The sequence below is a fragment of the Proteus genomosp. 6 genome (genome assembly GCF_040139785.1).
Taxonomy (GTDB): domain Bacteria; phylum Pseudomonadota; class Gammaproteobacteria; order Enterobacterales; family Enterobacteriaceae; genus Proteus.
Genome location: NZ_JBEEVJ010000010.1, coordinates 19,390 through 42,009, shown reverse-complemented (window position 1 = coordinate 42,009; position 22,620 = coordinate 19,390). Strand labels below are relative to the sequence as shown.

21 protein-coding genes are annotated in these 22,620 nt (G+C 38.9%); 2 read left to right on the top strand and 19 right to left on the bottom strand.

Annotated features, from left to right (window positions below; translation table 11 throughout):
- Positions 1-264: 264 nt before the first annotated feature.
- The 11 genes from ABN212_RS13190 to ABN212_RS13140 all read right to left on the bottom strand — a co-directional run bounded on the left by ABN212_RS13190 (position 265) and on the right by ABN212_RS13140 (position 10,997).
- Positions 265-846 carry a UbiX family flavin prenyltransferase gene (locus tag ABN212_RS13190; RefSeq protein WP_198619761.1) on the bottom strand — a complete coding sequence of 194 codons (582 nt, stop codon included), beginning with the start codon at positions 844-846 and terminating at the stop codon, positions 265-267.
- 119 nt (positions 847-965) lie between these two features.
- Entirely contained in the window at positions 966-2,483 is a 1,518-nt protein-coding gene (gene purF / locus ABN212_RS13185) for an amidophosphoribosyltransferase (RefSeq protein ID WP_075670606.1), read from the bottom strand.
- Between the two features lie 30 nt (positions 2,484-2,513).
- Positions 2,514-3,005, bottom strand: coding sequence for a colicin V production protein (gene cvpA, locus ABN212_RS13180; protein WP_023581692.1), 492 nt, complete (start codon positions 3,003-3,005; stop codon positions 2,514-2,516).
- 185 nt (positions 3,006-3,190) lie between these two features.
- Positions 3,191-3,844, bottom strand: a complete 654-nt coding sequence (gene dedD, locus ABN212_RS13175; protein WP_198619760.1) for a cell division protein DedD — start codon at positions 3,842-3,844, stop codon at positions 3,191-3,193.
- Positions 3,834-5,132: a bifunctional tetrahydrofolate synthase/dihydrofolate synthase gene (gene folC / locus ABN212_RS13170; RefSeq protein ID WP_198625797.1), complete on the bottom strand. Its 1,299-nt coding sequence runs from the start codon at positions 5,130-5,132 to the stop codon at positions 3,834-3,836. The genes dedD and folC overlap by 11 nt, the downstream gene beginning before the upstream one ends.
- Positions 5,125-6,087, bottom strand: a complete 963-nt coding sequence (accD, locus tag ABN212_RS13165) for an acetyl-CoA carboxylase, carboxyltransferase subunit beta (protein WP_109370914.1) — start codon at positions 6,085-6,087, stop codon at positions 5,125-5,127. Before accD ends, folC begins: the two co-directional genes overlap by 8 nt.
- 169 nt (positions 6,088-6,256) lie before the next feature.
- Entirely contained in the window at positions 6,257-6,958 is a 702-nt protein-coding gene (locus ABN212_RS13160) for a DedA family protein (protein WP_109370915.1), read from the bottom strand.
- Between the two features lie 24 nt (positions 6,959-6,982).
- Complete coding sequence (gene truA / locus ABN212_RS13155) at positions 6,983-7,867, bottom strand: tRNA pseudouridine(38-40) synthase TruA (protein WP_232797506.1); 885 nt, start codon at positions 7,865-7,867, stop codon at positions 6,983-6,985.
- On the bottom strand, positions 7,867-8,877 hold the full coding sequence (locus tag ABN212_RS13150) for an aspartate-semialdehyde dehydrogenase (RefSeq protein ID WP_196533837.1): 1,011 nt from the start codon (positions 8,875-8,877) through the stop codon (positions 7,867-7,869). Before ABN212_RS13150 ends, truA begins: the two co-directional genes overlap by 1 nt.
- Before the next feature lie 45 nt (positions 8,878-8,922).
- Complete coding sequence (gene pdxB / locus ABN212_RS13145; RefSeq protein ID WP_198619757.1) at positions 8,923-10,065, bottom strand: 4-phosphoerythronate dehydrogenase PdxB; 1,143 nt, start codon at positions 10,063-10,065, stop codon at positions 8,923-8,925.
- 149 nt (positions 10,066-10,214) lie between these two features.
- On the bottom strand, positions 10,215-10,997 hold the full coding sequence (locus ABN212_RS13140) for an AraC family transcriptional regulator (protein WP_349443297.1): 783 nt from the start codon (positions 10,995-10,997) through the stop codon (positions 10,215-10,217).
- A gap of 121 nt (positions 10,998-11,118) precedes the next feature.
- On the opposite strand from ABN212_RS13140, the gene ABN212_RS13135 reads away from it, so the two are divergent.
- Positions 11,119-12,039 (top strand): DMT family transporter, encoded by a 921-nt coding sequence (locus ABN212_RS13135; protein WP_109370919.1) that lies wholly within the window; start codon positions 11,119-11,121, stop codon positions 12,037-12,039.
- A 563-nt stretch (positions 12,040-12,602) separates the two neighbouring features.
- Here ABN212_RS13135 and fabB read toward each other — a convergent pair.
- Positions 12,603-13,814: a beta-ketoacyl-ACP synthase I gene (gene fabB, locus ABN212_RS13130; RefSeq protein ID WP_088495099.1), complete on the bottom strand. Its 1,212-nt coding sequence runs from the start codon at positions 13,812-13,814 to the stop codon at positions 12,603-12,605.
- Between the two features lie 205 nt (positions 13,815-14,019).
- Here fabB and mnmC point away from each other — a divergent pair, with 205 nt between their 5' ends.
- Positions 14,020-16,068: a bifunctional tRNA (5-methylaminomethyl-2-thiouridine)(34)-methyltransferase MnmD/FAD-dependent 5-carboxymethylaminomethyl-2-thiouridine(34) oxidoreductase MnmC gene (mnmC, locus tag ABN212_RS13125; protein WP_349443296.1), complete on the top strand. Its 2,049-nt coding sequence runs from the start codon at positions 14,020-14,022 to the stop codon at positions 16,066-16,068.
- A gap of 207 nt (positions 16,069-16,275) precedes the next feature.
- Here mnmC and ABN212_RS13120 read toward each other — a convergent pair whose 3' ends face one another.
- The 7 genes from ABN212_RS13120 to prmB all read right to left on the bottom strand — a co-directional run bounded on the left by ABN212_RS13120 (position 16,276) and on the right by prmB (position 22,176).
- The gene (locus tag ABN212_RS13120; protein ID WP_198625801.1) at positions 16,276-16,824 is read right to left on the bottom strand and encodes a GNAT family N-acetyltransferase; all 549 of its coding nucleotides are present in this window, start codon (positions 16,822-16,824) and stop codon (positions 16,276-16,278) included.
- A 109-nt stretch (positions 16,825-16,933) separates the two neighbouring features.
- Complete coding sequence (locus tag ABN212_RS13115) at positions 16,934-17,830, bottom strand: hypothetical protein (protein WP_349443295.1); 897 nt, start codon at positions 17,828-17,830, stop codon at positions 16,934-16,936.
- A 328-nt stretch (positions 17,831-18,158) separates the two neighbouring features.
- The gene (locus tag ABN212_RS13110; RefSeq protein WP_109370924.1) at positions 18,159-18,431 is read right to left on the bottom strand and encodes a YfcL family protein; all 273 of its coding nucleotides are present in this window, start codon (positions 18,429-18,431) and stop codon (positions 18,159-18,161) included.
- Between the two features lie 154 nt (positions 18,432-18,585).
- A complete protein-coding gene (locus tag ABN212_RS13105) occupies positions 18,586-19,140 on the bottom strand; it encodes an elongation factor P hydroxylase (RefSeq protein WP_088495095.1) in 555 nt (184 codons plus the stop codon).
- Positions 19,141-19,157: 17 nt separating this feature from the next.
- Positions 19,158-19,958 carry a sulfite exporter TauE/SafE family protein gene (locus ABN212_RS13100; protein WP_198619753.1) on the bottom strand — a complete coding sequence of 267 codons (801 nt, stop codon included), beginning with the start codon at positions 19,956-19,958 and terminating at the stop codon, positions 19,158-19,160.
- Between the two features lie 168 nt (positions 19,959-20,126).
- Entirely contained in the window at positions 20,127-21,212 is a 1,086-nt protein-coding gene (gene aroC, locus ABN212_RS13095; RefSeq protein ID WP_198625803.1) for a chorismate synthase, read from the bottom strand.
- Positions 21,213-21,306: 94 nt separating this feature from the next.
- A complete protein-coding gene (gene prmB / locus ABN212_RS13090; protein ID WP_232797528.1) occupies positions 21,307-22,176 on the bottom strand; it encodes a 50S ribosomal protein L3 N(5)-glutamine methyltransferase in 870 nt (289 codons plus the stop codon).
- Positions 22,177-22,620 lie beyond the last annotated feature (444 nt).

The following is a 22,620-nucleotide window of genomic DNA, read 5'->3' as shown; positions in this document are numbered from 1 at the left end:
TACTCTAAATAATTCAAGATGCAGCTAGGCGACAAGTGAATCTATTCCTTGAAAAAACGCCTAGGAGCATACATCAGTATGTGACTAGTGCGAATAAACGCAGTCAACAACGCTATACCTTGAAGTATGACGAGTAAATACTCTAAATAATTCAAGATGCAGCTAGGCGACAAGTGAATGAGTCGCTAGGAGCATACATCAGTATGTGACTAGTGCGAATAAACGCAGTCAACAACGCTGCAACTTGAAGAATGACGAGTATACTTAGCGAGTGGGCTTATCGCCCTCCCACCTTTGAAATAAATCATCAGGTAAATCAATCTCAAACTGATCAAGTACACGATTTACTGTTTGATTAACAATATCATCAATCGTTTTAGGCTGAAAATAGAAGGCAGGTACTGGTGGCATAATCACTGCGCCTAACTCAGCAGCCTGTGTCATTAATCGCAAATGACCTAAATGCAGTGGCGTTTCACGCACACATAATACTAACTTACGCCCTTCTTTTAATACCACATCCGCAGCGCGAGTGACTAAGGTATCTGTATAGCTATGAACAATACCTGACAGGCTTTTGATTGAGCAGGGTAATATGACCATTCCATTGACACGAAACGATCCTGAAGAGATAGATGCGCCAATATCGCGATCGTCATAAATCACATCCGCTAAAGCATGAATATCTTTTAGCGAATAATCAGTTTCTAATGAAATCGTACGGCGTGCAGCTTGGCTAATCACTAAATGTGTTTCAACTGACGGCACTGATTTTAGTATCTCTAATAAACGTATACCGTAAATTGCACCACTGGCACCTGTTAGCCCAACTATCAGCTTTTTCATTATAATCCTCAGAATATATACCTTTGTTAATCATTATGATGATTAACCCTCAAAAAACAAGCGTCGATGCAGAACACACTGGCATCGACGCTTTATAAGGAAGGTATCTTACCGAAAAATCAGCCTTCGTTATAGATTTCCAAATTTTCTATTTCATTCTGATCACGAATTTTGTGTTCATCATCACGACGTAGATTTTCTAAATAATCCAAGTAATCTTGATCGATATCTTTCGTAATATAAACACCGTCAAATACAGAACATTCAAACTGATTAATATCAGGATTCTCTTCTTGTACTGCGGCGATTAAATCAGTGAGATCTTGGAAAATAAGTCCATCAGCACCAATTAATTTACGAATTTCATCCACTTCACGTCCATGAGCAATAAGCTCATTGGCATTTGGCATATCAATACCATACACATTAGGGAAGCGAACTTCTGGCGCAGCTGAGGCAAAATAGACTTTCTTCGCACCCGCTTCTCTTGCTAGCTCGACAATTTGCTCTGACGTTGTGCCACGGACAATAGAGTCATCAATCAACAGAACATTTTTATCACGAAACTCTGCGCGATTTGCATTCAGTTTACGTCTAACTGACTTACGACGCTCTTGCTGACCCGGCATAATAAAGGTACGACCAACATAGCGATTTTTTACAAAGCCTTGGCGATAAGGTTTATTGAGAATATGCGCAATTTCTAAGGCAATATCACAAGATGTTTCAGGGATTGGGATCACAACATCAATGTGTAAATCATCCCATTCTTTGGCAATTTTAGCGCCTAATTTCTGCCCCATGCGTAAACGCGCATTATAAACCGAAATTTTATCGATAAAGGAATCAGGACGAGCAAAGTAAACATACTCAAACAAACAAGGCATTAACTGCGGATTTTCAGCACATTGGCGAGTAAAGAGTTGTCCTTGCTCTGTGATATAAACCGCTTCACCCGGTGCAACATCACGTAAAAATTCAAAACCTAAAGTATCAAGCGCAACACTTTCAGATGCGACCATATATTCATGGCGACCATCTTCTAAGGTACGTTTACCCAAGACTAAAGGGCGAATACCAAAGGGATCACGAAAAGCCAGTAAGCCATGACCGATGATCAAAGCAACACAAGCATAAGCCCCGCGGAGTTTTTTATGCATTGCCGCAACGGCTGCAAAAATATTATCAGGCTCAAGCGGGAAATGGTCAAAACGGTCTAATTCGTATGCCAATACATTGAGCAGGATTTCAGAATCAGAGGTGGTATTGATATGGCGACGTGCTGTTTCAAATAATTGGCGACGTAATAAATGCGCATTGGTTAAATTACCATTGTGCGCCAACGTAATACCAAAAGGTGAATTCACATAAAAAGGCTGCGCTTCTGATGCACTAGAACTACCCGCAGTTGGATAACGGACATGCCCTATCCCGATAGTACCTTTTAAACGCAACATATGACGGGTTTCGAATACATCTTTAACCAGTCCGTTCGCTTTGCGAAGACGGAAACCGTTGTTACCGTCTATTGTTGCAATGCCTGCTGCATCTTGACCTCGGTGTTGTAACACCGTTAACGCATCATAAATTGATTGGTTTACTGGATTAGCTCCAGCGATACCGACAATACCGCACATGAATAGATCCTCATCAGCCAGACGGAGAGGTTATATTCTCTCCGACACGAAACTTGACGCATTTTGCAGGTAGTCAAAGAACCACCTAATAATATGGTTGAATTGAGGAATAAGCTCAGAACGTTGCCAATCAGCGCTATCTGCCATAGGCGTAAATGCGCCTAAAACAAAAAGTAATGCTGAAACTATCAGCACGCCTCTTAAAGCCCCGAAACAGACCCCCAATACACGATCTGTACCTGATAACCCTGTGCGTTGAACAAGAGAGCTAATCACATAATTCACAACAGCACCGACAATCAGTGTCGCAATAAATAACGTGACTATTGCAATCCCGTTACGAACCAGCTCATCTTCAAACCGGGTAAAATAGACGGCAAGATAAGGATAAAACTGACTAGCAACAAAGAAACCACAACCCCAGGTGATGAGTGACAATGCTTCACGAACAAAGCCACGGATCAGGCTGACTAATGCGGAAAAACCAATAATGGCAATGATGGCGTAATCTATCCAGACCATAAATTCTTTATCCAATAATGATGCTCCGCATTAATACGGAAGCATTCTAACAGAAAACGAAAACGTTTGCGTAATGCTAATTTTCGCTAATTTCAAAATAATTTACGGCGATATGAAAAATCATAATCGCCGCAATAAGTTAACGCTTTGTTACATCACTCATCTGATGACTCGTTTAGAAAAAATTAAGGCTTATATGCCCTTACCTCACCTTGTAAGCCCGTAAGCTCTTTTAAATGAGGCAAAATAGCCTGTAATTCTGACTTAGATGCACTAGGACCAATGTAAATTCGAGTCACTTGTCCAGCAACAGGACGTGCAGGTACGGTATATACCGGATAACCTGAGAAATGCATTTTCGCAATAATTTCTTCTACCTTCGCCGCATTTTTCAACGCACCTAATTGAACAACCCAAGCCTCGCCTTTCGGTGGCTGAGTTTCTTGTACTGGAGGTGCTGGTGGTTGTACTGGTGGTGTAACCACAACCGGAGGCTCTGGTGTAGGCGTTGGCTGTTGTGGTGGTTGTACCGGTGGTGTAACAGGTACAACAGCAGGTGGTTCAGGTGTTGTAACAGCAGGTTGCTCGACACCTGTCACAGCTTCAGAAAGCATACCTTCAGATGCGCCTTCTGATGGAGTAGAAGGCACTGAAGTTTGCTCTATCGGGGCGATAGATTCTATTTCTTGCTCATCACCTGGTTTGGGTACTAAAGGAATAGAGGCGAACTGGTCTTCGTTATATTTCTTATCGCCGTCGAGCAGTGCGGGTAAAAAAATGACCCCTACTGCCACCAATACAACGGCACCGACTAAGCGATTTTGAAATTTACTTGCCACCCACACTCTCCTTTTCCAAAAGTTCCATCACATGCGCGACTGTATGAAATGAGCCACAAACCACAACAATATCGTTAGGAGCAGCATCGGACATTACTTGTTGCCATGCATTTTCAACACTATCGAATACCATTGGTTTCTCGAGATGTTGAGCTAACACATCCGCAGAAGCGCCACGAAATTCATTAAGTGGAGCTACATACCAATGATCAGCCAATGGTGTTAAGCACGCTAAAGTTCCTGCAATATCTTTATCACCCAGCATACCAACAACAATACGCACTTGAGTATCAGATTTTTGTGGTAATTGTGATAACTTTTCCGCTAAATATCCTGCTGCATGAGGATTATGTGCCACATCAAAGATAACCAAAGGATGTTGAGAAATTACCTGAAAACGACCTGGTAATTGTGCACGAGACATACCGTCGACAATACTTTGCTGTGTTATTGCTTGGCTGACTTTGTCATCAGATTTAAGCAAGCAACGAATAACCCCCATCGCTGTCGCCGCATTGGCTAGCGGAATATTAGGGATTGGCAGCGCATCAAATTCACAGTCAACACAACGCCAATGCCAGTGATCATCTTCAATAACAAAGGACCAATCTGTTCCACGACGGAAAAGCTTGGCTTGTTTTTCATTGGCAACTTGTGCAATGGAATGAGGCATATCTGGCTCACCCACAACAGCATAATGATTAGCTCGGAAAATACCGGCTTTCTCGTGGCCAATATGCTCTCTATCTGCGCCTAACCAATCAGTATGATCGAGGGCAATACTTGTGATAGCAGCAATATCCGCATCAACGATATTTGTCGCATCTAACCGACCGCCTAATCCTACTTCAAGAATAACAACATCAAGTTGTGCTTGTTGAAATAACTTCAGCGCAGCCAGAGTGCCATATTCAAAAAAAGTGAGCGAGATATCGCCTCTAGCTTGTTCAATTTCTGCAAAAACCTCACAGAAAGCATTTTCGGAGAGTTCTTTGCCTTGGATACGAACGCGTTCTGTATAACGAACAAGATGAGGGGAGCTATAAACGCCGACTTTCAATCCTGATGCTATCAAGATTGACTCTAGCATATGACAGGTTGTGCCTTTTCCATTCGTGCCTGAGACAGTAATTACCTTAGGCGCAGGACGTAACACATTTAATATTTTTCCTACCTTGCCTACTCGCTCTAACCCCATATCGATGGCGCTGGAGTGTAAATGTTCAAGATAAGAAAGCCACACCGACAAAGGCGATGTGGCTTTAGGAGCAGTTATGATATTAGACATCTTCTTTTTTATTCGTTTCGATGTTAATTTCTGGCTCGTTGTCTGTAGATTCAATTTCATCAGCAATCATTTCTTCACCGATGATTTCATCTTCATCTTCTACTAAATCATATTGAGTCAGCTTAGCCAGTAATTCAGCCAGCTCATCACGCATTTGAGGACGACGAATAATCATATCAATCGCCCCTTTTTCTAACAGGAACTCACTACGTTGGAAGCCAGCAGGCAGTTTTTCACGTACTGTTTGTTCAATAACGCGGGGACCTGCAAAGCCAATCAATGCTTTAGGTTCAGCAACGTTGATATCCCCTAACATCGCTAAACTGGCAGAAACACCACCCATTGTAGGGTCAGTCATAACTGAAATATAAGGTAAACCACGCTCTTGCATTTTTGCTAATGCTGCACTGGTTTTGGCCATTTGCATTAATGACATCAGCGCTTCCTGCATACGAGCGCCACCACTTGCAGAGAAGCAAACTAATGGGCAGTTATCTTCGAGTGCTTGTTCAACCGCACGAACAAAACGCGCCCCAACAACAGAAGCCATTGAACCGCCCATAAACGCAAATTCAAAGGATGCAGCAACAACTGGCATCTTTTTCAGCGTTCCTTTCATCACGATTAATGCATCTTTTTCTTGCGTTTGCTTTTGAGCAGCGCTAATTCTGTCTTTGTATTTTTTAGAGTCGCGGAATTTCAGAATATCTTTAGGTTCTAATTCGCTACCTAATTCTGTTGTACTTCCTGTATCAAGGAAAGTCTCAAGGCGACGGCGCGCTGAAATGCGCATATGGTGATCACATTTAGGGCAAACCTCTAAATTGCGCTCTAATTCTGCGCGATAGAGTACCTGCCCACAGCTATCACATTTAGTCCAAACCCCTTCAGGGATATTGGCTTTACGTGAACTTGTGATAGTGCTTTTGTTTAGAATTTTTTCAATCCAGCTCATTAATGGACCTTTTCGTCTGAATCTGACCTTCGCCAGTAAAATTATTGTTAGCGTATCAACCACAATACACTGGCTGTGTGGTTAGCAAAGTTTATGATGATACCGCTTACTGAATTTCAGCGCATCTCTTTATTATGGCTATTCTACGGCAAAAACTGATGATAACTGCTCAAACCTCTTTGTTATCACTTTCTTTCTTTGCTTTTGCACTCGCTCTACGATGGCGTAAGATCTCAATAACGCCCGGTAAAATAGAAATAACAATAATGGCAACAATTAGCAATTTTAAGTTCTTTTGAACTATATCTAAGTCACCAAAAAAGTATCCTGCATAAGTAAATAGCAGTACCCATGCAATTGCCCCAGTAACATTATAAAAGGCAAAGTGACGATATGACATTTTACCCATTCCTGCAACGAATGGCGCAAAAGTTCGGATAATCGGCACGAATCTTGCCAAAATTATTGCTTTACCACCATGCTTTTCATAAAAAGCATGGGTTTTATCTAGATATTCACGACGGAAAATCTTTGAATCAGGCTTACTAAACAGTTTTTCGCCAAAAAGTCGTCCAATAGAATAGTTAACCGCATCACCTAAAATAGCTGCACAAAGTAGCAGTAAAACAATAATATGAACATTCACATCATTAGTTTCTAATGAAGCTAAAGCGCCAGCAACGAATAATAAGGAGTCTCCGGGTAAGAAAGGCGTTACTACCAACCCTGTTTCACAGAAAACAATAAGAAACAAAATGGCATAAACCCATGTACCATATTGAGCAACAAGCTCAGCTAAATGGGCATCAATATGTAAAATAAAATCGATTAGAAATTTTATTAAATCAACAAATTGCGTTAATATTTCCATAAATCCTCAGAAAACTGGGTGTTTTTATGATTGAGATATCTCAATAGGGTTATCCGCTAAAAATAGTGGACCCATTGCAGGTTTTGGTAATTCAAATTGCTCAGGATAATCCACAGATACCAAGTACAGTCCATTTGCTTTGGCTGTTGCAGCCGCTTTGGTTCTGTCTTTTAAGGCTAATAATTCAGCCATCCAAGTAATATTCTGATTGCCACACCCTATTTCTAGAAGACTGCCAACAATATTTCTCACCATATGATGAACAAACGCATTCGCTTTAATATCCACGACAACATAGTCACCATATCGAGAAACATTGACATGCATAACGTTACGCCATGGCGTTCGAGATTGACATTGGACAGCTCTAAAAGAGGTAAAATCATTTTCACCCAGTAGACATTGTGCTGCTTGATGCATGCGTTCAGCGTCTAAAGGATAATGAAAATGTGTCACTCCAGATGACAAGATAGCGGGACGATAGCGATGATTAAAAATCACATAGCGATAACGTCTTGCTGTTGCACTAAAGCGAGCATGAAAATCGTCAGAAACTGTTTTTACCCAACGTACTGCAATATCCGCAGGCAAATGGGTATTCACTCCCATAGTCCAAGCGGGATCTTTGCGATGTGCCGTTGTTTCAAAATGGACAACTTGCCCCGTTGCGTGCACACCAGCATCTGTCCTTCCAGCACAAAAAACCGATATAGGCTCATTAGCCACTTGTGAAAGTGCTTTTTCTAGCCGTTCTTGTACACTACGCACTTCATTTTGGCGTTGCCAGCCATAATAGCGACTACCATCATATTCAACGCCTAAAGCAATTTTGATTGTTGTGCTTTCAGAGGCAACCGCTGACTCAGTCAAGGGCTGTTCTGTCACTTCAGCACTCACTTGCACATTCATTAGTAAAACTGCTCCTGCATTAATTGCTCTGCTACTTCAACAGCCATTAATGCCCCGCCAAAGCGCACGTTATCTGCTACTGACCAAAATTGTAAGGCTTCTGGCATACCATAATCATTACGGAAACAACCTAAATTCAAGCTCACATTGCCTGAAGCATCAGTCACTTGTGTTGGAAAATCATTTTCATCACTGATATTCAGATCTTCATTTTCTTGTAATGTCTCACGCGCTTCATCACTCCCCATTGGACGAGATGTTTCTAATTGCACGGATTGCGCATTACCATAAAAAACGGGTGCTTGTAATGTGGTGACAGAAATAGGCAAACCTTCGTCTTGCAAAATTTTACGAATTTGGTCAACCATGCGACGCTCTTCTTGTATAGAGCCTTCGTCATCAACCATTAAAGGTAAAATGTTAAATGCTAATTGCTTATTAAAACGACCTAATTCAGGAGGAATACCGTTAAGTAAACGGGCACTTTGCCCTGCCAGTTCATCTACGGCTTGTTTTCCAAAACGAGAAACAGACATTAAGTTTGTCACGCTAAGGCGTGTTAAACCCGCAGATTCTGTTAATGGGTTAATGGCACGTAATAATTGGCTTACCATGCTATCAGCTATTGAAACAATATTACGAGTACGGTATTCCGCTAGCATTGCACTGTTCACGCCAGGAACAACCAATGGTATATCCCAATCCATTGCAAAAATGCCACTACAATCAATAACAATACAGCCAGCATCAGCCGCTTGTTGTGCATATTGCGCACTGATTTCTGTTGGTGCGGCAAAGAAAGCTAATTGAATATCAGCCCACTCGATATTGTGAATACCTTGAACCGCAACACTTTTGCTGTTTACACGCACCGATTTTCCAATGCTATCTTCACTTGCGATTGCAGTTAATTCACCAATGGGAAATTCACGCTCTTGTAGCAGTTCTAAAATCGCTTCACCGACAGCGCCTGTTGCACCAACAACTGCAATATTCCAACCTTCTCCCATAAGATATCCTCCAATAACATAAATTTTTAAAAATAATATTTTGCTTTATTTGTGTGTAGTACTTTTATATGTAGCACTAAAGCCAATTGCATTTAATGTATCAACCGTAGTTTGATTATCACAAATGACATGGAGTGAAGACCACTCACGACGAACAGGATAAAATTTGCGTAATTTATCAAACTCCCCTTTTATTCCTGCTACTTTTCGTAATGGAGCATCATCACGACGCACATCATAAACAAGATGAATCAGTTGTTTTAAAAGTGTTTGAGTTAACTTACCTTGTACTGAAATGGTGGAAATAGTAGGTGCAGGTAACAGAGTTGATAATTCAACTTTTTGAGGCTGTCCAATAAAATCACAATAAGCTTCAAAAACTTGAGTTGTACCACGCGCCTTACCTTCTAAGGTGTAACCCGCAATATGTGGTGTTGCGATATCAACTTTATTTAATAACTCAATAGAGAGATCTGGCTCTGGCTCCCAAACATCCAACACAACACGTAAGGATTTACCTTTCTCAAGTACAGACAATAATGCTTGATTATCAACAACCTCGCCACGGCTCGCATTAATTAAAATACGACCTTCAGGCAATTTTTCGAGGTTGCTCTCATTAATTAAATGATAACTTTTGTATAAGCCTGATTTATTGAGAGGTGTATGGAAAGTTAGAATATCTGCTTTTTCTAACAATGTTTCCAATGGATGAAACTCTTCATCATCACCATTATCCGCTCTTGGTGGATCGCAAAGTAAAACATTTACACCCAATGCGCGAAGGCGCGTTGCTAATCGACCGCCCACATTTCCCACACCGACAATACCAACGACTTTATCGGTCAATTGAAAGCTATCTTGCTCTGCTAACATCATCAGAGCAGAAAATACATATTCAACAACCGCGATAGCATTACAACCTGGGGCTGATGAAAAACCAATTTGTTGCTGTTTTAACCATGCAATATCTACATGATCGAAACCCGCAGTCGCGGTTCCAACAAATTTTACTGGCTTGCCTGATAATAAGGATTCATTGACTTTAGTAATTGATCTCACCATTAAGGCATCAGAATCATTAAGCTCATCAGTAGGTAATGGACGACCAGAAACAGCTTTTACCTCACCTAATTGGCGGAAAAGTTGTTCCGCATAAGGCATATTTTCATCAACCAGAATTTTCACGGTGTTATCTCACTGATTTGGTATTTATGTGTGTAAACAATCAATCGAAAAACAAAATTAAGCGATCTATTTTGCCACTTATTCACAGTAAAGCCTATTATTGACAGTAAAATCCGCCTAGATTTTAAGTAAATATATGAAAAGAAGACTTAACAATTGGGTAATCGACGAAAACGTTCCGGTGTTGTGCCAGCATATTGTTGAAACATCGCAATAAATGAGGATGAAGAGCTATATCCCACATCAAATGCTATTTCATTCACGCTTTTCCCTTGTTCTAATAAAGAAATTGCATGTAAAAAGCGTAGGCGCTTACGCCATTCACTAAATGACATGCCTAATTCTTGTTGGCAACGACGAGAAAGTGTTCTTTCTGAGGTATAACGCTTTTTAGCCCATTCTTCTAACGAGGTATTATCCGCTGGATCCTGCTCTAATACAGAAAGTATGGGAGCAAGTAATTTATCTTTAGAAGACGGTAAATAAGTATGATGTATTGGCGAAATTTTAAGTTGATCAATCAGTACTTGAGCTAAGCGAAAATCTTCTTCTGTTTGTGGTTTACACACACCACGATGAAAAAAGTCGGAAAATATAGTTGAAAAAATAGCACTTAATTGAATCAAACAAGGTTTATCTAATAATCCTTCACACCAACTTGGTGCGATATCTAGCACCTTAAAAGAGAGTGTTTTTTTATTGTAACTAGCATGCCCTACATTTTTGGGTATCCATACACTAAATTCTGGTGGCGCTAAAAACCGCTGTCCTCCAGCTTCTAAATCCATGACACCAGAAATCACATAAAGTAACTGACCAAAATCATGTTGATGATAAACAAACTCTGTTTCAGCTAATAGTTGTTCATCACGAAATCGAACTGTATCTGGATCAGACAATAACCATTGCATTTTTTGTTGTTCAATTGTCATCTTTATGTTGTTCTCTTGTCATGTTGTCTTTATTGGCCTATCTGTTGTCTGGTTTTCATTATATATATCTAATCAGACAGACTTACAATAGCGACCTGGTTTAAAAATAGATGTGAGAACAATGAAAAACGCAATTTTTCCGCTTTTAGCGGTGTTAATCTGGTCCATTAATGCAGTTGTCAATAAAGCAGCCGCGTCTGTTATCGATCCTGCTGCAATCTCTTTTTATCGTTGGTTCCTCGCCTTTTTAATTATGACACCTTTTTTGGTCATGCCAGTTTGGCATCATCGTAAAACCGTCAAACAATATTGGTGGAAATTATTTATTCTTGGTGCATTAGGGATGGTGATGTACCAAAGTTTAGCTTATTATGCAGCACATTATGTTAGCGCAACATTTATGGGGATTCTGAACTCTCTCATCCCATTATTAACCGTTATTATTAGTATTTTTGTTTTACGTGTTGTACCTACGGTAGGTATTGTTTTAGGCACAGTGCTTTCAATTAGTGGCTTAGTTTGGCTAATTAGCCGTGGCGAACCCTCTCAATTGCTTTCTCAAGGTTTGGGTTATGGTGAGCTGATGATGTTTATTGCTTCGGCGTCATACGCCCTTTACGGTGTATTAACAAAACGATGGTCAATTGCACTACCTAACTGGCAATCACTTTATGTGCAAATTGGATTTGGTGTTCTGCTATTATTGCCAAACTTCTTTCTTGCCGAAAGTGTTGCGTTAACAAAAGATAATATTGGATTAGTTATTTTCGCAGGTATCGGAGCTTCTATTCTTGCACCTTATCTGTGGATTTTAGGTGTGATGAAATTAGGTGCAAATACGACCTCTATTTTTATGAACCTAATGCCATTATTTACTGCAATGATTGCTATCGCGCTTCTCGGTGAAGAAATGCATAGTTATCACTTAGTGGGTGGTGGTATTGTGTTACTAGGTGTGCTCTTAGTGCAACAACTTAGAACGCCGCTGAATTTCCGACGTCAGTCTGCTCAGAAAAAAGCAGATTGCCATCAGGAGATGTGAGTCAATGTCAAAAAGACAACAATAAAAAATGCCGGCTAAATTCTTAGCCGGTCACATTCATAATGTTAGGTTTAATAAATAAAACTGACACAAGAAATCAAAGTATAAAATATAAAGTAATACAAGTATCCGAGGCAAACATTACCAACTTTTATATTAAATAGCTCCTACTTATTTGTAATAAAATAACCCAGATCAATTTTTTTGCACTCTTTTTGTCTTATTCAACTTTTCCATTCACCTAACTCCATATAAAACAAAATATTTAATGATTTTGGATAGAATTAAATTAAACGATTGAAATAAAATGAAGCTAATTTATTTTTCTCAATATAAACAACATATTAACAAATTTTGTCTATTTTATTAGAATAATAAAATGAGTAACTATTAGGAAAGGTATTTTTAAACGTTATTTATATAATCTTTTTTTTATGATTTTTATTCGAAAAATATCTTTATTAGAATAATAAATTATTTTTCATAATAAATTTCAAATAAAAAAGCAGACTCCATTAAAATGAAGTCTGCTTTTTTTAATAAGTAAATATAAGTATATCTAACTATTTTTTATATTTACTCATGACTAATGAAGCATTTGTACCGCCAAAACCAAAGCTATTTGACATTACAGTCTCCAGCTTCTGTTCTGTTGGTTGAGTAATGATGTTCATCCCCATTGCTTTATCGTCTAATTCTTCGATATTAATGCTTGGTGCAATAAACCCATGCTCTAACATCAGTAAGCTATAAATTGCTTCATGCACACCAGCAGCACCTAACGAGTGACCAGTCATTGCTTTTGTTGCTGAAATAGCTGGAGTATGCGAACCAAACACTTCCGTGATAGCTTCAAGCTCTTTTAGATCACCAACTGGCGTTGAAGTACCGTGTGTATTGATATAATCAACTTTATCAATACCTTGCATCGCCATTTGCATACAACGCACAGCACCTTCACCTGAAGGAGCAACCATATCTGCACCGTCAGATGTTGCACCATAACCTACGACTTCACCATAGATGTGTGCACCACGCGCTAATGCGTGTTCTAATTCTTCAACAACCACAATACCGCCACCACCTGCGATAACAAAACCATCACGATTTTTATCGTAAGTACGAGAAGCTTTGGTTGGGGTTTCGTTATATTTAGTTGAAAGTGCACCCATTGCGTCAAATTCGCAGGTCATTTCCCAACTTAACTCTTCACCACCACCAGCAAATACAACATCTTGTTTGCCTAACTGGATAAGCTCAACAGCGTGGCCAATACAGTGTGCTGATGTTGAACAAGCAGAACTGATTGAATAGTTAACGCCTTTAATTTTGAAAGGTGTTGCTAAACAAGCTGAAACACCTGATGCCATTGCACGAGTTACCATATAAGGACCTACACCACGTAGGCCTTTAGCTCTCATACCATCAGAACCTTGCACTTGGTTACGTGGAGAACCACCACCAGAGCCAACGACTAAGCCAGAACGAATATTAGAAACTTGGTCTTCTGTCAGACCTGAATCAGCTATCGCCTCTTGCATAGATAAATAGGCATAAACCGATGCGTCGCTCATAAAACGGCGGATTTTACGGTCAATAAGACCTTCAGTATCAAGCTTAACGTTGCCCCAAATGTGGCTACGAAGCCCCATCTCTTTAAATTCTTCTGAGAAAGTTATCCCGGAACGACCTTCCTTTAAAGAATCCAGCACTTCTTTCTGGTTATTACCAATGCTCGAAACAATACCCAGACCCGTGATCACTGCGCGCTTCATTCATACCTCTTTACAATAATAGTTGTAGCTGCGGGATTTCTGACTAGCACTTTAGCGTACAGTTGTACGCCGAACAAGTCCGATCAGGATCTTTTTTACAAAAATACAGATAACCTAATAAAACGCTTTCCCCTTTAAGGCTGGCACAAGCTACCTAACAGCGCTAAGATGTTGGATAATTTTTTCGAGAAATACAGGCAGTTCCGTGAATAATAGCCCGATAAATACTGCGTCTTTAAGTTGGAATGAACTTGGTACGCCTATCTCTGAACAATTTGGCGATATTTACTTTTCAAACCAAGACGGTCTAGAAGAAACTCGACATGTGTTCTTACATGGAAATCATTTTCCATCACGTTTTGGTACACATGTACGCTCTGAATGTGTTATCGCAGAAACAGGATTTGGTACTGGGCTTAACTTTTTAACACTATGGCAAGCTTTCGAGCAATTTAGACAAACGTCTCCTGACTCTCGTTTAAAACGCCTTCATTATGTAAGTTTCGAAAAATTCCCTCTGACTAAAAGTGATTTACGATCTGCACATCGCCATTGGCCTGAACTCGAAAAATATTCACAAGCGCTTTGTTCTCAATGGCCATTAGCCATTGCAGGTTGCCACCGCATTATTCTTGCTGATGGAACAATCACATTGGATTTATGGTTTGGTGATATCAACACCTTGTTACCCCAAACTCGCCAAGCGCTACATAACAAAGTGGATGCATGGTTCTTAGATGGTTTTGCTCCTTCTAAAAATCCACAAATGTGGAGTGAAACTCTCTTTCAATCGATGGCTGATTCAATGAGAGAAAACGGCACATTTGCAACATTTACCGCCGCAGGGATCGTCAAACGAGGTTTGCAAAATGTTGGTTTTGAGATAAATAAAATCAAAGGATTTGGTCAAAAAAGAGAGATGCTGACAGGTGTTTTTCCACATACTCCATCCCCTGAGTTTCTCCCTTACTATGCAAGACCAAGTGCAACCAAAGCACAGAATATTGCAATTATAGGTGGCGGTATTGCCAGCACATTTACGGCACTTTCGTGCCTAAGAAGAGGCGCCAATGTCACCTTATATTGTGAAGATAAACAACCTGCAACTAATGCCTCAGGCAATCGACAAGGTGTGTTATATCCTTTACTTAATGGCAAATCCGATGAACTAGAACAATTTTTCACAACCGCATTTCTATTTGCTCATCGCACTTATGACAATTTGAGTAAAGCAGGTATTCCTTTTTCACATCAATGGTCTGGTGTCGCACAGATTATTTATAACGAGAAAGTTCGTAAAAAAGCACAGAGAATTATGGATAATTCTATACCTTTTGCTCAAATAGCATGTTATCTCGATGAAAATGAAATCAATAAACTCAGCGGAATAGATGTTAATTGTGATGCATTGTTTTATCCACAAGCGGGATGGCTTTCACCGACTGAGCTCACGATCAATACATTAAAATACGCTGAACAATTAGGTTTAACGTTGCGATTTAATCATCAAGTCACTCAAATAAGTGCGCAGAAAGCATCTTGGTGCTTAGATATTGTTCATCACGATGGAGTGAGTGCGACACAATTTCAATCACAATATGATTGCGTTATTTTGGCAAATGGACACCGAATCACAGACTTTACTCAAAGTGCAAAATTACCCATTAGCGCAGTTAGAGGTCAAGTTAGCCATATTCCAACAACAAAGACATTATCAAAACTAAAAACGGTACTTTGTTATGATGGCTATTTTACGCCTGTTGATCACCAAGATAATTTGCATTGTGTAGGAGCAAGCTTTCGCCGCGATCGATTAGATTTAGCTATTTCGACTCAAGAGCAAGAAAATAACCAAGCTCATCTTATACAGTGTTTAGCAAAAGCCCCTTGGGTTAAAGAAGTTGATTTTAGCCGAAATGAAGCGCGAATTGGGATTCGTTGCACTATTCGCGATCACCTACCGTTATTAGGTGAAGTACCTGATTTCGAAAAATTGCGCGTGGCATACACGCACTTAGATAGATTTAAGCGTAGAAGACAAACACCCGCTTTAGCTCCTGCTTATCATCAACTTTATATTATCAGTGCGTTGGGCTCTCGTGGATTATGTTCAGCGCCTTTATCAGCTGAAATTCTGGCAAGTCAAATTTTTGATGAACCTTTTCCGGTTGAAGATGATGTATTGAATGCCTTACACCCTAATCGTTTTTGGGTAAGAGCATTACTACGAGGAAAACCGATTGAAGTGAAATAGCCAAGGTGATAAGTAGTATTGAAGCACTTAATTGAAATGATTATTAATAATAAAAGAAAATATTTTAGCCAAATAACTCATATCATACCTCCAAACGCCATAAAAGTAGCTACAATGTAGCTACTTTTAATGGTGACTGCTCCCCGCCCGCATTGGCCGAGGGTTTACGGCGTTTTTCGCTAAAAAACGTTTTTTTGTATAAAAAAACTAAACCTCAAATTTCATTGCACAGCGCGTTTCTTTTACAAAACCCCCGCTTTCAACTTCATTATTTAAGATTTCTTGCAAAGAATGAGGAATTTCGCTTTCTGACAAAATAGAAAAACCTAAGCGTTGATAATACGGCGCATTCCAAGGAACATGGCGAAATGTCGTCAACGTAACGGCACTAAATTGATGTGCCTTTGCTTCATCTTTTACTTTTTGAATAAGTAATTTACCAATACCTCTATTTTGCCAAGCTTCACTCACTGACAACTCATGAATAAATAAACTTTCAGGTAATGGCATCGTCATAATAAAACCAACTGGTTCATTATCACTATTAACCGCAACCCAATGCCCTTTATGGTTAATAAAGGCTAAATGTTTTTCAACACTTTGTACGCCACTCTCACTTATCCAACTTAAATCTTCTAAAGTACTAAAAAGTTGCCCTGCTGATTGCTCGATAGCAGGCAATTTAATTGCATCATCAATTTGTGTGGGGCGAAGAGTAATATCGTTATTTTTTATTTCGTTTTGTGTTGTTGTCATCTCTTTTTCCAGCTCAGGTGTTTTTATACTTTTATGCTTAATTTATTAAAAAGCCATCCCGTAGGATGGCTTATGTTAAAGCTAAAATAATTTCTTATTTTTTAAATCGTTAATCTTTAGGTAATATGCCATAAGATTGAAATTTACCACTCTCTTCCATAAACTGATTATAATACTTGTTGTCTTCTACAGAGTCTTTCACGGCTCTATTAGCATACGCGCTAGAGACAGCGAGTGTCGCCTTATAAAGTTTATCTTTTAATGTGTTATGGATCTTCGGATCTTCACTTTCTTGAATTTGATTTAATAATGAAACTAGCTCTTCTGCTTCAGCTTGAATATCAGGATCAGTAAATTCTGCTGTCGGTAACATATAGTCTAAATCAAGATTAACAGAATCGTTATATTCATCTTCTTGAGTAAACGGAGCTAAATCTTTACTGTATTCCGCTGAAATATATTTAATAAATTCAGGTTTATCAAAGCATTTGTTTTTTATGCTACCGTCATTATTTTTATTGCGAGTGCGAATTTCATTAGGAAATGGCTCGCCTAAGGCATAAGTACACTGAAAAACATTACCATCAATTAATGTGGCATTAGTACTACGCACTGGAAGTTCAAATTCATAGCCATTAATAATAACTGGGTAATCGACAGGTTTAAATTGATCTGTTTTTCCCTTAACTGCATAAACTTCAGAAAGGGTGTAATACATAAAATTATCAGGATTTAATATGCCACCATTATTATGGTCATAAACCATAAATCGAGCATCATTACCGGCACTATCTTTTAAATTATGCTCACCAGGTGATAGTGTTATGTAGCCATTTTTACCCGGCTCTACCTGATATTCTTTACCATCGACGCTAAAACTAATGACTTTTTCACTTGGATTACTGTAATAAAACTTATTTTTTTTATTATCTAAATCAAGTTGATCACAAGCAGATAAAAATAAAACAGCGCTAGTCAGTAGTCCTATTTTAAAGAAATTTTTCATCGTATCGTTATCCTTATCATAAATATTCTATGCAAATCATTTGCATCCCGAGAAACATTCCTAAAAAACATTTAAAAGTAATTTTACAGAAATGGCAAGGAGTTACAAAAGATAGCACTATTATGCTTAATCAATGAGAGATACATCGACTTTGAAAAATCAAATAAAAACAATTGATAAATAGTAAGGATCAATTTTTGTATAAAAACCAATCTAATTCAACAGTAAATATCTTAAATATAACTTAGAGGCAGTGATCTTAATAAGATTTTAAGAAAGAAAAAAACAACCGATTTATGCCGGTTGTTCTCTTAGTAGACATGCCGAATTAATTAATTGAGTTAACTAAATCATGCCATGTAGACAAAACTAACGCTTGATCTGGAGGTGAAAGCTCGCCTGCTTTTATCGCCTTTTGAATGCTCTCTTCTACACGCGTTCTTAACGCTTCTAACTGTGTGTTATTTTCTTGCTCAAGTTCAGCAATAGCCAGTGTAATATGGCCTTGTAAATACCCGCCTGCAAATAACTCATCGTCAGAGGCATGTTCAACACGGCTATCAATTTTATCTAATAAGTACGCTTCATACTCAGAAAGCATTATTTATCCTCAATATATAATGTTGCTACTTTTTTATATTTACCTTGTATTAGCAAAGCATAAATACGTATGTTCTAGCAACCTTACTACTTCAGACTCCACCCTATTGGGTAAAACCTTCACAGTGGATAGGCGATAGTTATTCTCGCAATCCTTAATTAACTAAAGGATTTTCCTGATAAGGAAACATCTCTTCCGTTAGCTCTGGGGTATTGTAAAACAAATGTAACGCATTAATAAATAGCTGTGCTCGAGGTGGCGTGTTTTTATCTCGTAAATAAGCGAGTACTTGTTCTCTAACTTTATTTCTAAATTCATAGCGGTCAGGTTCAAAGTTACCTTCTAAATTGTCACAACTGACATTAAAAGGATAACCAGCAGCTTGGCAAAATAACCAATCCAATGCTTGAGGTTTGATTTCTACAACTTCAAACTGTCCTTGAGTGGTTTCATCTCGTCCATCTGGGCAATACCAGTAGCCATAATCAACTTGTTGACGACGAGCCTCTCCGGCGATACACCAATGTGATATTTCATGTAATGCACTGGCATAAAAACCATGAGCAAAAATAATTTGGTGATAAGGTGTCTCTTCATTTGCAGGCAAATAAATCGGCTCATCATCCCCTTTAACTAAACGGGTTTGGAAACTTTCGCTAAAACATTGATTAAAGATATCAATTAACTGTTGATAATGATGTGCTGACATTTAAAAACCATCTATTCCTAATTAAAAAGAGCAGAAAACCAAAGTGCAATAGTATCGCCATGATTGTCATGTATGAGTTTGATGCTCATCAAAAAGGAGATAATGACCAGCATAGGTCTTATTAATTTTTGCCCTTTTGTTAATACTAAACCTGCACCTAAGCGAGCACCAATAAACTGCCCACAAAGCATAACTAAACCAATAGTCCAAATAACCTGCCCACCAATAATAAAAAACAGTAAAGAGCCAAAGTTAGAGGTGAAGTTAAGTAACTTAGCATGAGCCGTCGCTTTTGATAGATTATACCCAAGTAACATGACATAACCTAAAGCGAAAAAAGAGCCTGTTCCTGGTCCAAAAATACCATCATAAAAACCGACACCACCACCAAGCACTGCACCAAATGTATAGTAGCCAATACGTTGTTTACTGTCTTGAGCGCCTATTGATGGAGTAAGAAGAAAATAGAGACCAATAGCTATGGTAAGAATAGGAAGTGCTTGTTTAAGGATTTCTGGATTAATAAACTGTACCAACATGGCACCAGAAACCGCACCAATAAAAGTCATTAAAATTGCAAATCGCTGCGCTTTTAAATCAATAACTTTTCGACGTATAAAATAGAGCGTAGCCGAAAACGAGCCACCTACCGATTGCAGTTTATTCGTTGCGAGAGCCTGAACAGGCGGGATCCCAGCAGATAACAAAGCTGGAATAGTGATTAACCCACCACCACCAGCAATCGAATCAATAAAACCTGCGATTAAAGCAACAAAGAAGAGAAGAAGGTAGATGCCATCTGAAAAGAGCCAATCCATTTATCTATCCGAATTATTAGGAATGAAGGACGTGTTGCTGTGTTTATCTCATTTATTTAAAAAAGCTACAGCAACACGATCTGAGCATAATAAAATTAGGCGCTCACACCTTTAAAGCTAACATCAAACTTACAACAGTTTATCGACTACGTTATTGACGTAGAATGATTACCATTGCATTAATGGAGGTACAACGTCACCACATTGACCACGTTGGCGCAATGCATGATCGAGCAACACAATTGCCATCATTGCCTCTGCAATCGGAATAGCGCGTATTCCCACACAAGGATCATGACGACCTTTGGTTATCATATCGACTTCTTCGCCATCACGATTTATCGTTTTACCAGCAATAGTAATGCTAGATGTTGGTTTTAAAGCGATATGAGCAACAATTGGCTGACCACTGCTAATTCCACCTAAAATGCCACCTGCATGGTTGCTAGTGAAACCACTCTTAGTGATTTCATCTCTATTTTCAGTGCCTTTTAATGTCACAACACCGAAACCATCACCAATTTCAATTCCTTTAACAGCATTGATACTCATTAATGCGTGTGCTAAGTCTGCATCTAGTCTGTCAAAAACTGGCTCCCCAAATCCTGCTGGCACCCCCTCTGCAACCACAGTCACTTTTGCACCAATCGAGTTACCTTCTTTTTTAAGCGCACGCATATATTCATCAAGTGCTTCTAAACGAGAAGGATCTGGGCAGAAAAACGGGTTAGTTTCAACGATAGACCAATCAACAAGATCACAAGTAATTGGGCCTAGTTGAGAAAGATAGCCTTTTACTTCAATACCCATTTTCTCTTTTAGGTATTTTTTTGCGATTGCACCAGCAGCAACACGCATTGCGGTTTCTCGTGCAGAAGAGCGCCCACCGCCACGATAATCACGCAAACCATATTTTTGCTCGTAGGTATAATCAGCATGACCAGGACGAAAAACATCTTTGATTTCACTGTAATCTTGAGAACGTTGATCAGTGTTTTCAATCAGTAAACCAATGCTTGTTCCTGTTGTAACACCATTAAATACACCTGATAAAATGCGCACTTGGTCAGGTTCACGGCGCTGAGTGGTATAACGTGATGTTCCGGGTCTACGTCTATCTAAATCAACTTGTAAGTCAGCTTCTGTTAAAGGCAATCCAGGAGGTACACCATCAACAATGCAACCTAATGCAATACCATGAGACTCACCAAAAGTCGTGACTCTGAATAATTGTCCGATACTGTTTCCTGCCATCCCTTTATTCCTATCTTTTACTGTGTGATGTTATCAATATGTTATTTGCAATAAGTAACAATCTACCGTCTCATTGCTGTTACATCAACGTTTATCATTGGATAAAACAGTGTGAGTGTTCAACAAGTTGTTCACGGGTCAACATGAAAACACCAAGTCCACCATTTTCAAACTCAAGCCATGTAAATGGAACTTCTGGGAATTGCTCAATAAGATGAACCATACTATTACCCACTTCACAGACTAAAATACCTTTTTCACTCAGATATTCAGGGGCTTTTAGTAGGATTTGTCTCGTAATATCTAGACCATCAATACCCGAAGCTAATGCTAATTCAGGTTCAACTTGGTATTCATCAGGTAAATCCCCCATATCTTCGACGTCGACATACGGAGGATTTGTCACAATAATATCGTAAGGCGTTGGAACAATAGCGTTAAATAGATCTGATTGCATTGGATAAACACGATGCACTAAACCATGATTTTCAATGTTAAATTCAGCCACTTCCAGAGCATCTTCAGAAATATCAACCGCATCGACTTCAGCATCTTCAAACTCATGAGCACAAGCAATCGCAATACAGCCACTTCCAGTACATAAGTCGAGAATGCGTGTTGGCTCTTGCTGAATTAAACCATCAAAATGGTTATTGATTAATTCACCAATAGGAGAGCGAGGGATAAGCACACGTTCATCAACATAAAATTCGTGACCGCAGAACCAAGCGCTATGAGTTAAATAAGGGACTGGAATTTTTTGCTCAATTCGGCTTTCGATAAGCGTAATGATTTCCATCTTTTCAGAAGTTGTTAACTTGGTTGATAACAGTGCATCTGGAATATCTAAAGGAAGTGCAATGGTTGGTAATACAAGCTGTAATGCTTCATCCCACGCGTTATCTGTGCCATGACCATAATAAATATCAGATGAATTAAACTGACTCATAGCCCAACGTAACATATCTAGGATAGTGCTTAGATCAGCAACCGCTTCCTCTTTTAGTGTTATATCCAAAACTGTTGTCCTCTGAAGAAATAGAAAGTCTGTAGTTTGCCATGAAGATGGCGATAAATCAGCGGGAAACCATAAAAAAACATCACTACATTATTATTCTCTTTACCATAACCACACACTTACTATGGTTTTAAACTTCAATCAGCTAATTAAAAGCAAAATTTACGATCTACCCATAAATAAAAATTAGTGTTTTATACTTTTAATTTAACTTTTATTAGCAAGTTAATGGAATTGAACCATACTTAAAACATGAAAGAATTAACTGTGTACTAAATGCGCCTATAGATTTTTTTCATTCGATATGCAGTCATTTTAAAGCAAATAGCTAATTTTAAAGACTATTTTTGATATCAATTTATCGTTTTTTATCGCAACCTGAAGATATAA

What these genes read in the sequence shown, in the direction of transcription:
- ABN212_RS13190 (WP_198619761.1), bottom strand. Translation starts at nt 846, where the DNA reads ATGAAAAAGCTGATAGTTGGGCTAACAGGTGCCAGTGGTGCAATTTAC.
- purF (WP_075670606.1), bottom strand. Translation starts at nt 2,483, where the DNA reads ATGTGCGGTATTGTCGGTATCGCTGGAGCTAATCCAGTAAACCAATCA.
- cvpA (WP_023581692.1), bottom strand. Translation starts at nt 3,005, where the DNA reads ATGGTCTGGATAGATTACGCCATCATTGCCATTATTGGTTTTTCCGCA.
- folC (WP_198625797.1), bottom strand. Translation starts at nt 5,132, where the DNA reads ATGTCTAATATCATAACTGCTCCTAAAGCCACATCGCCTTTGTCGGTG.
- accD (WP_109370914.1), bottom strand. Translation starts at nt 6,087, where the DNA reads ATGAGCTGGATTGAAAAAATTCTAAACAAAAGCACTATCACAAGTTCA.
- ABN212_RS13160 (WP_109370915.1), bottom strand. Translation starts at nt 6,958, where the DNA reads ATGGAAATATTAACGCAATTTGTTGATTTAATAAAATTTCTAATCGAT.
- truA (WP_232797506.1), bottom strand. Translation starts at nt 7,867, where the DNA reads ATGAATGTGCAAGTGAGTGCTGAAGTGACAGAACAGCCCTTGACTGAG.
- ABN212_RS13150 (WP_196533837.1), bottom strand. Translation starts at nt 8,877, where the DNA reads ATGGGAGAAGGTTGGAATATTGCAGTTGTTGGTGCAACAGGCGCTGTC.
- ABN212_RS13140 (WP_349443297.1), bottom strand. Translation starts at nt 10,997, where the DNA reads ATGACAATTGAACAACAAAAAATGCAATGGTTATTGTCTGATCCAGAT.
- ABN212_RS13135 (WP_109370919.1), top strand. Translation starts at nt 11,119, where the DNA reads ATGAAAAACGCAATTTTTCCGCTTTTAGCGGTGTTAATCTGGTCCATT.
- fabB (WP_088495099.1), bottom strand. Translation starts at nt 13,814, where the DNA reads ATGAAGCGCGCAGTGATCACGGGTCTGGGTATTGTTTCGAGCATTGGT.
- ABN212_RS13120 (WP_198625801.1), bottom strand. Translation starts at nt 16,824, where the DNA reads ATGACAACAACACAAAACGAAATAAAAAATAACGATATTACTCTTCGC.
- ABN212_RS13115 (WP_349443295.1), bottom strand. Translation starts at nt 17,830, where the DNA reads ATGAAAAATTTCTTTAAAATAGGACTACTGACTAGCGCTGTTTTATTT.
- ABN212_RS13110 (WP_109370924.1), bottom strand. Translation starts at nt 18,431, where the DNA reads ATGCTTTCTGAGTATGAAGCGTACTTATTAGATAAAATTGATAGCCGT.
- ABN212_RS13105 (WP_088495095.1), bottom strand. Translation starts at nt 19,140, where the DNA reads ATGTCAGCACATCATTATCAACAGTTAATTGATATCTTTAATCAATGT.
- ABN212_RS13100 (WP_198619753.1), bottom strand. Translation starts at nt 19,958, where the DNA reads ATGGATTGGCTCTTTTCAGATGGCATCTACCTTCTTCTCTTCTTTGTT.
- aroC (WP_198625803.1), bottom strand. Translation starts at nt 21,212, where the DNA reads ATGGCAGGAAACAGTATCGGACAATTATTCAGAGTCACGACTTTTGGT.
- prmB (WP_232797528.1), bottom strand. Translation starts at nt 22,176, where the DNA reads ATGTTACGTTGGGCTATGAGTCAGTTTAATTCATCTGATATTTATTAT.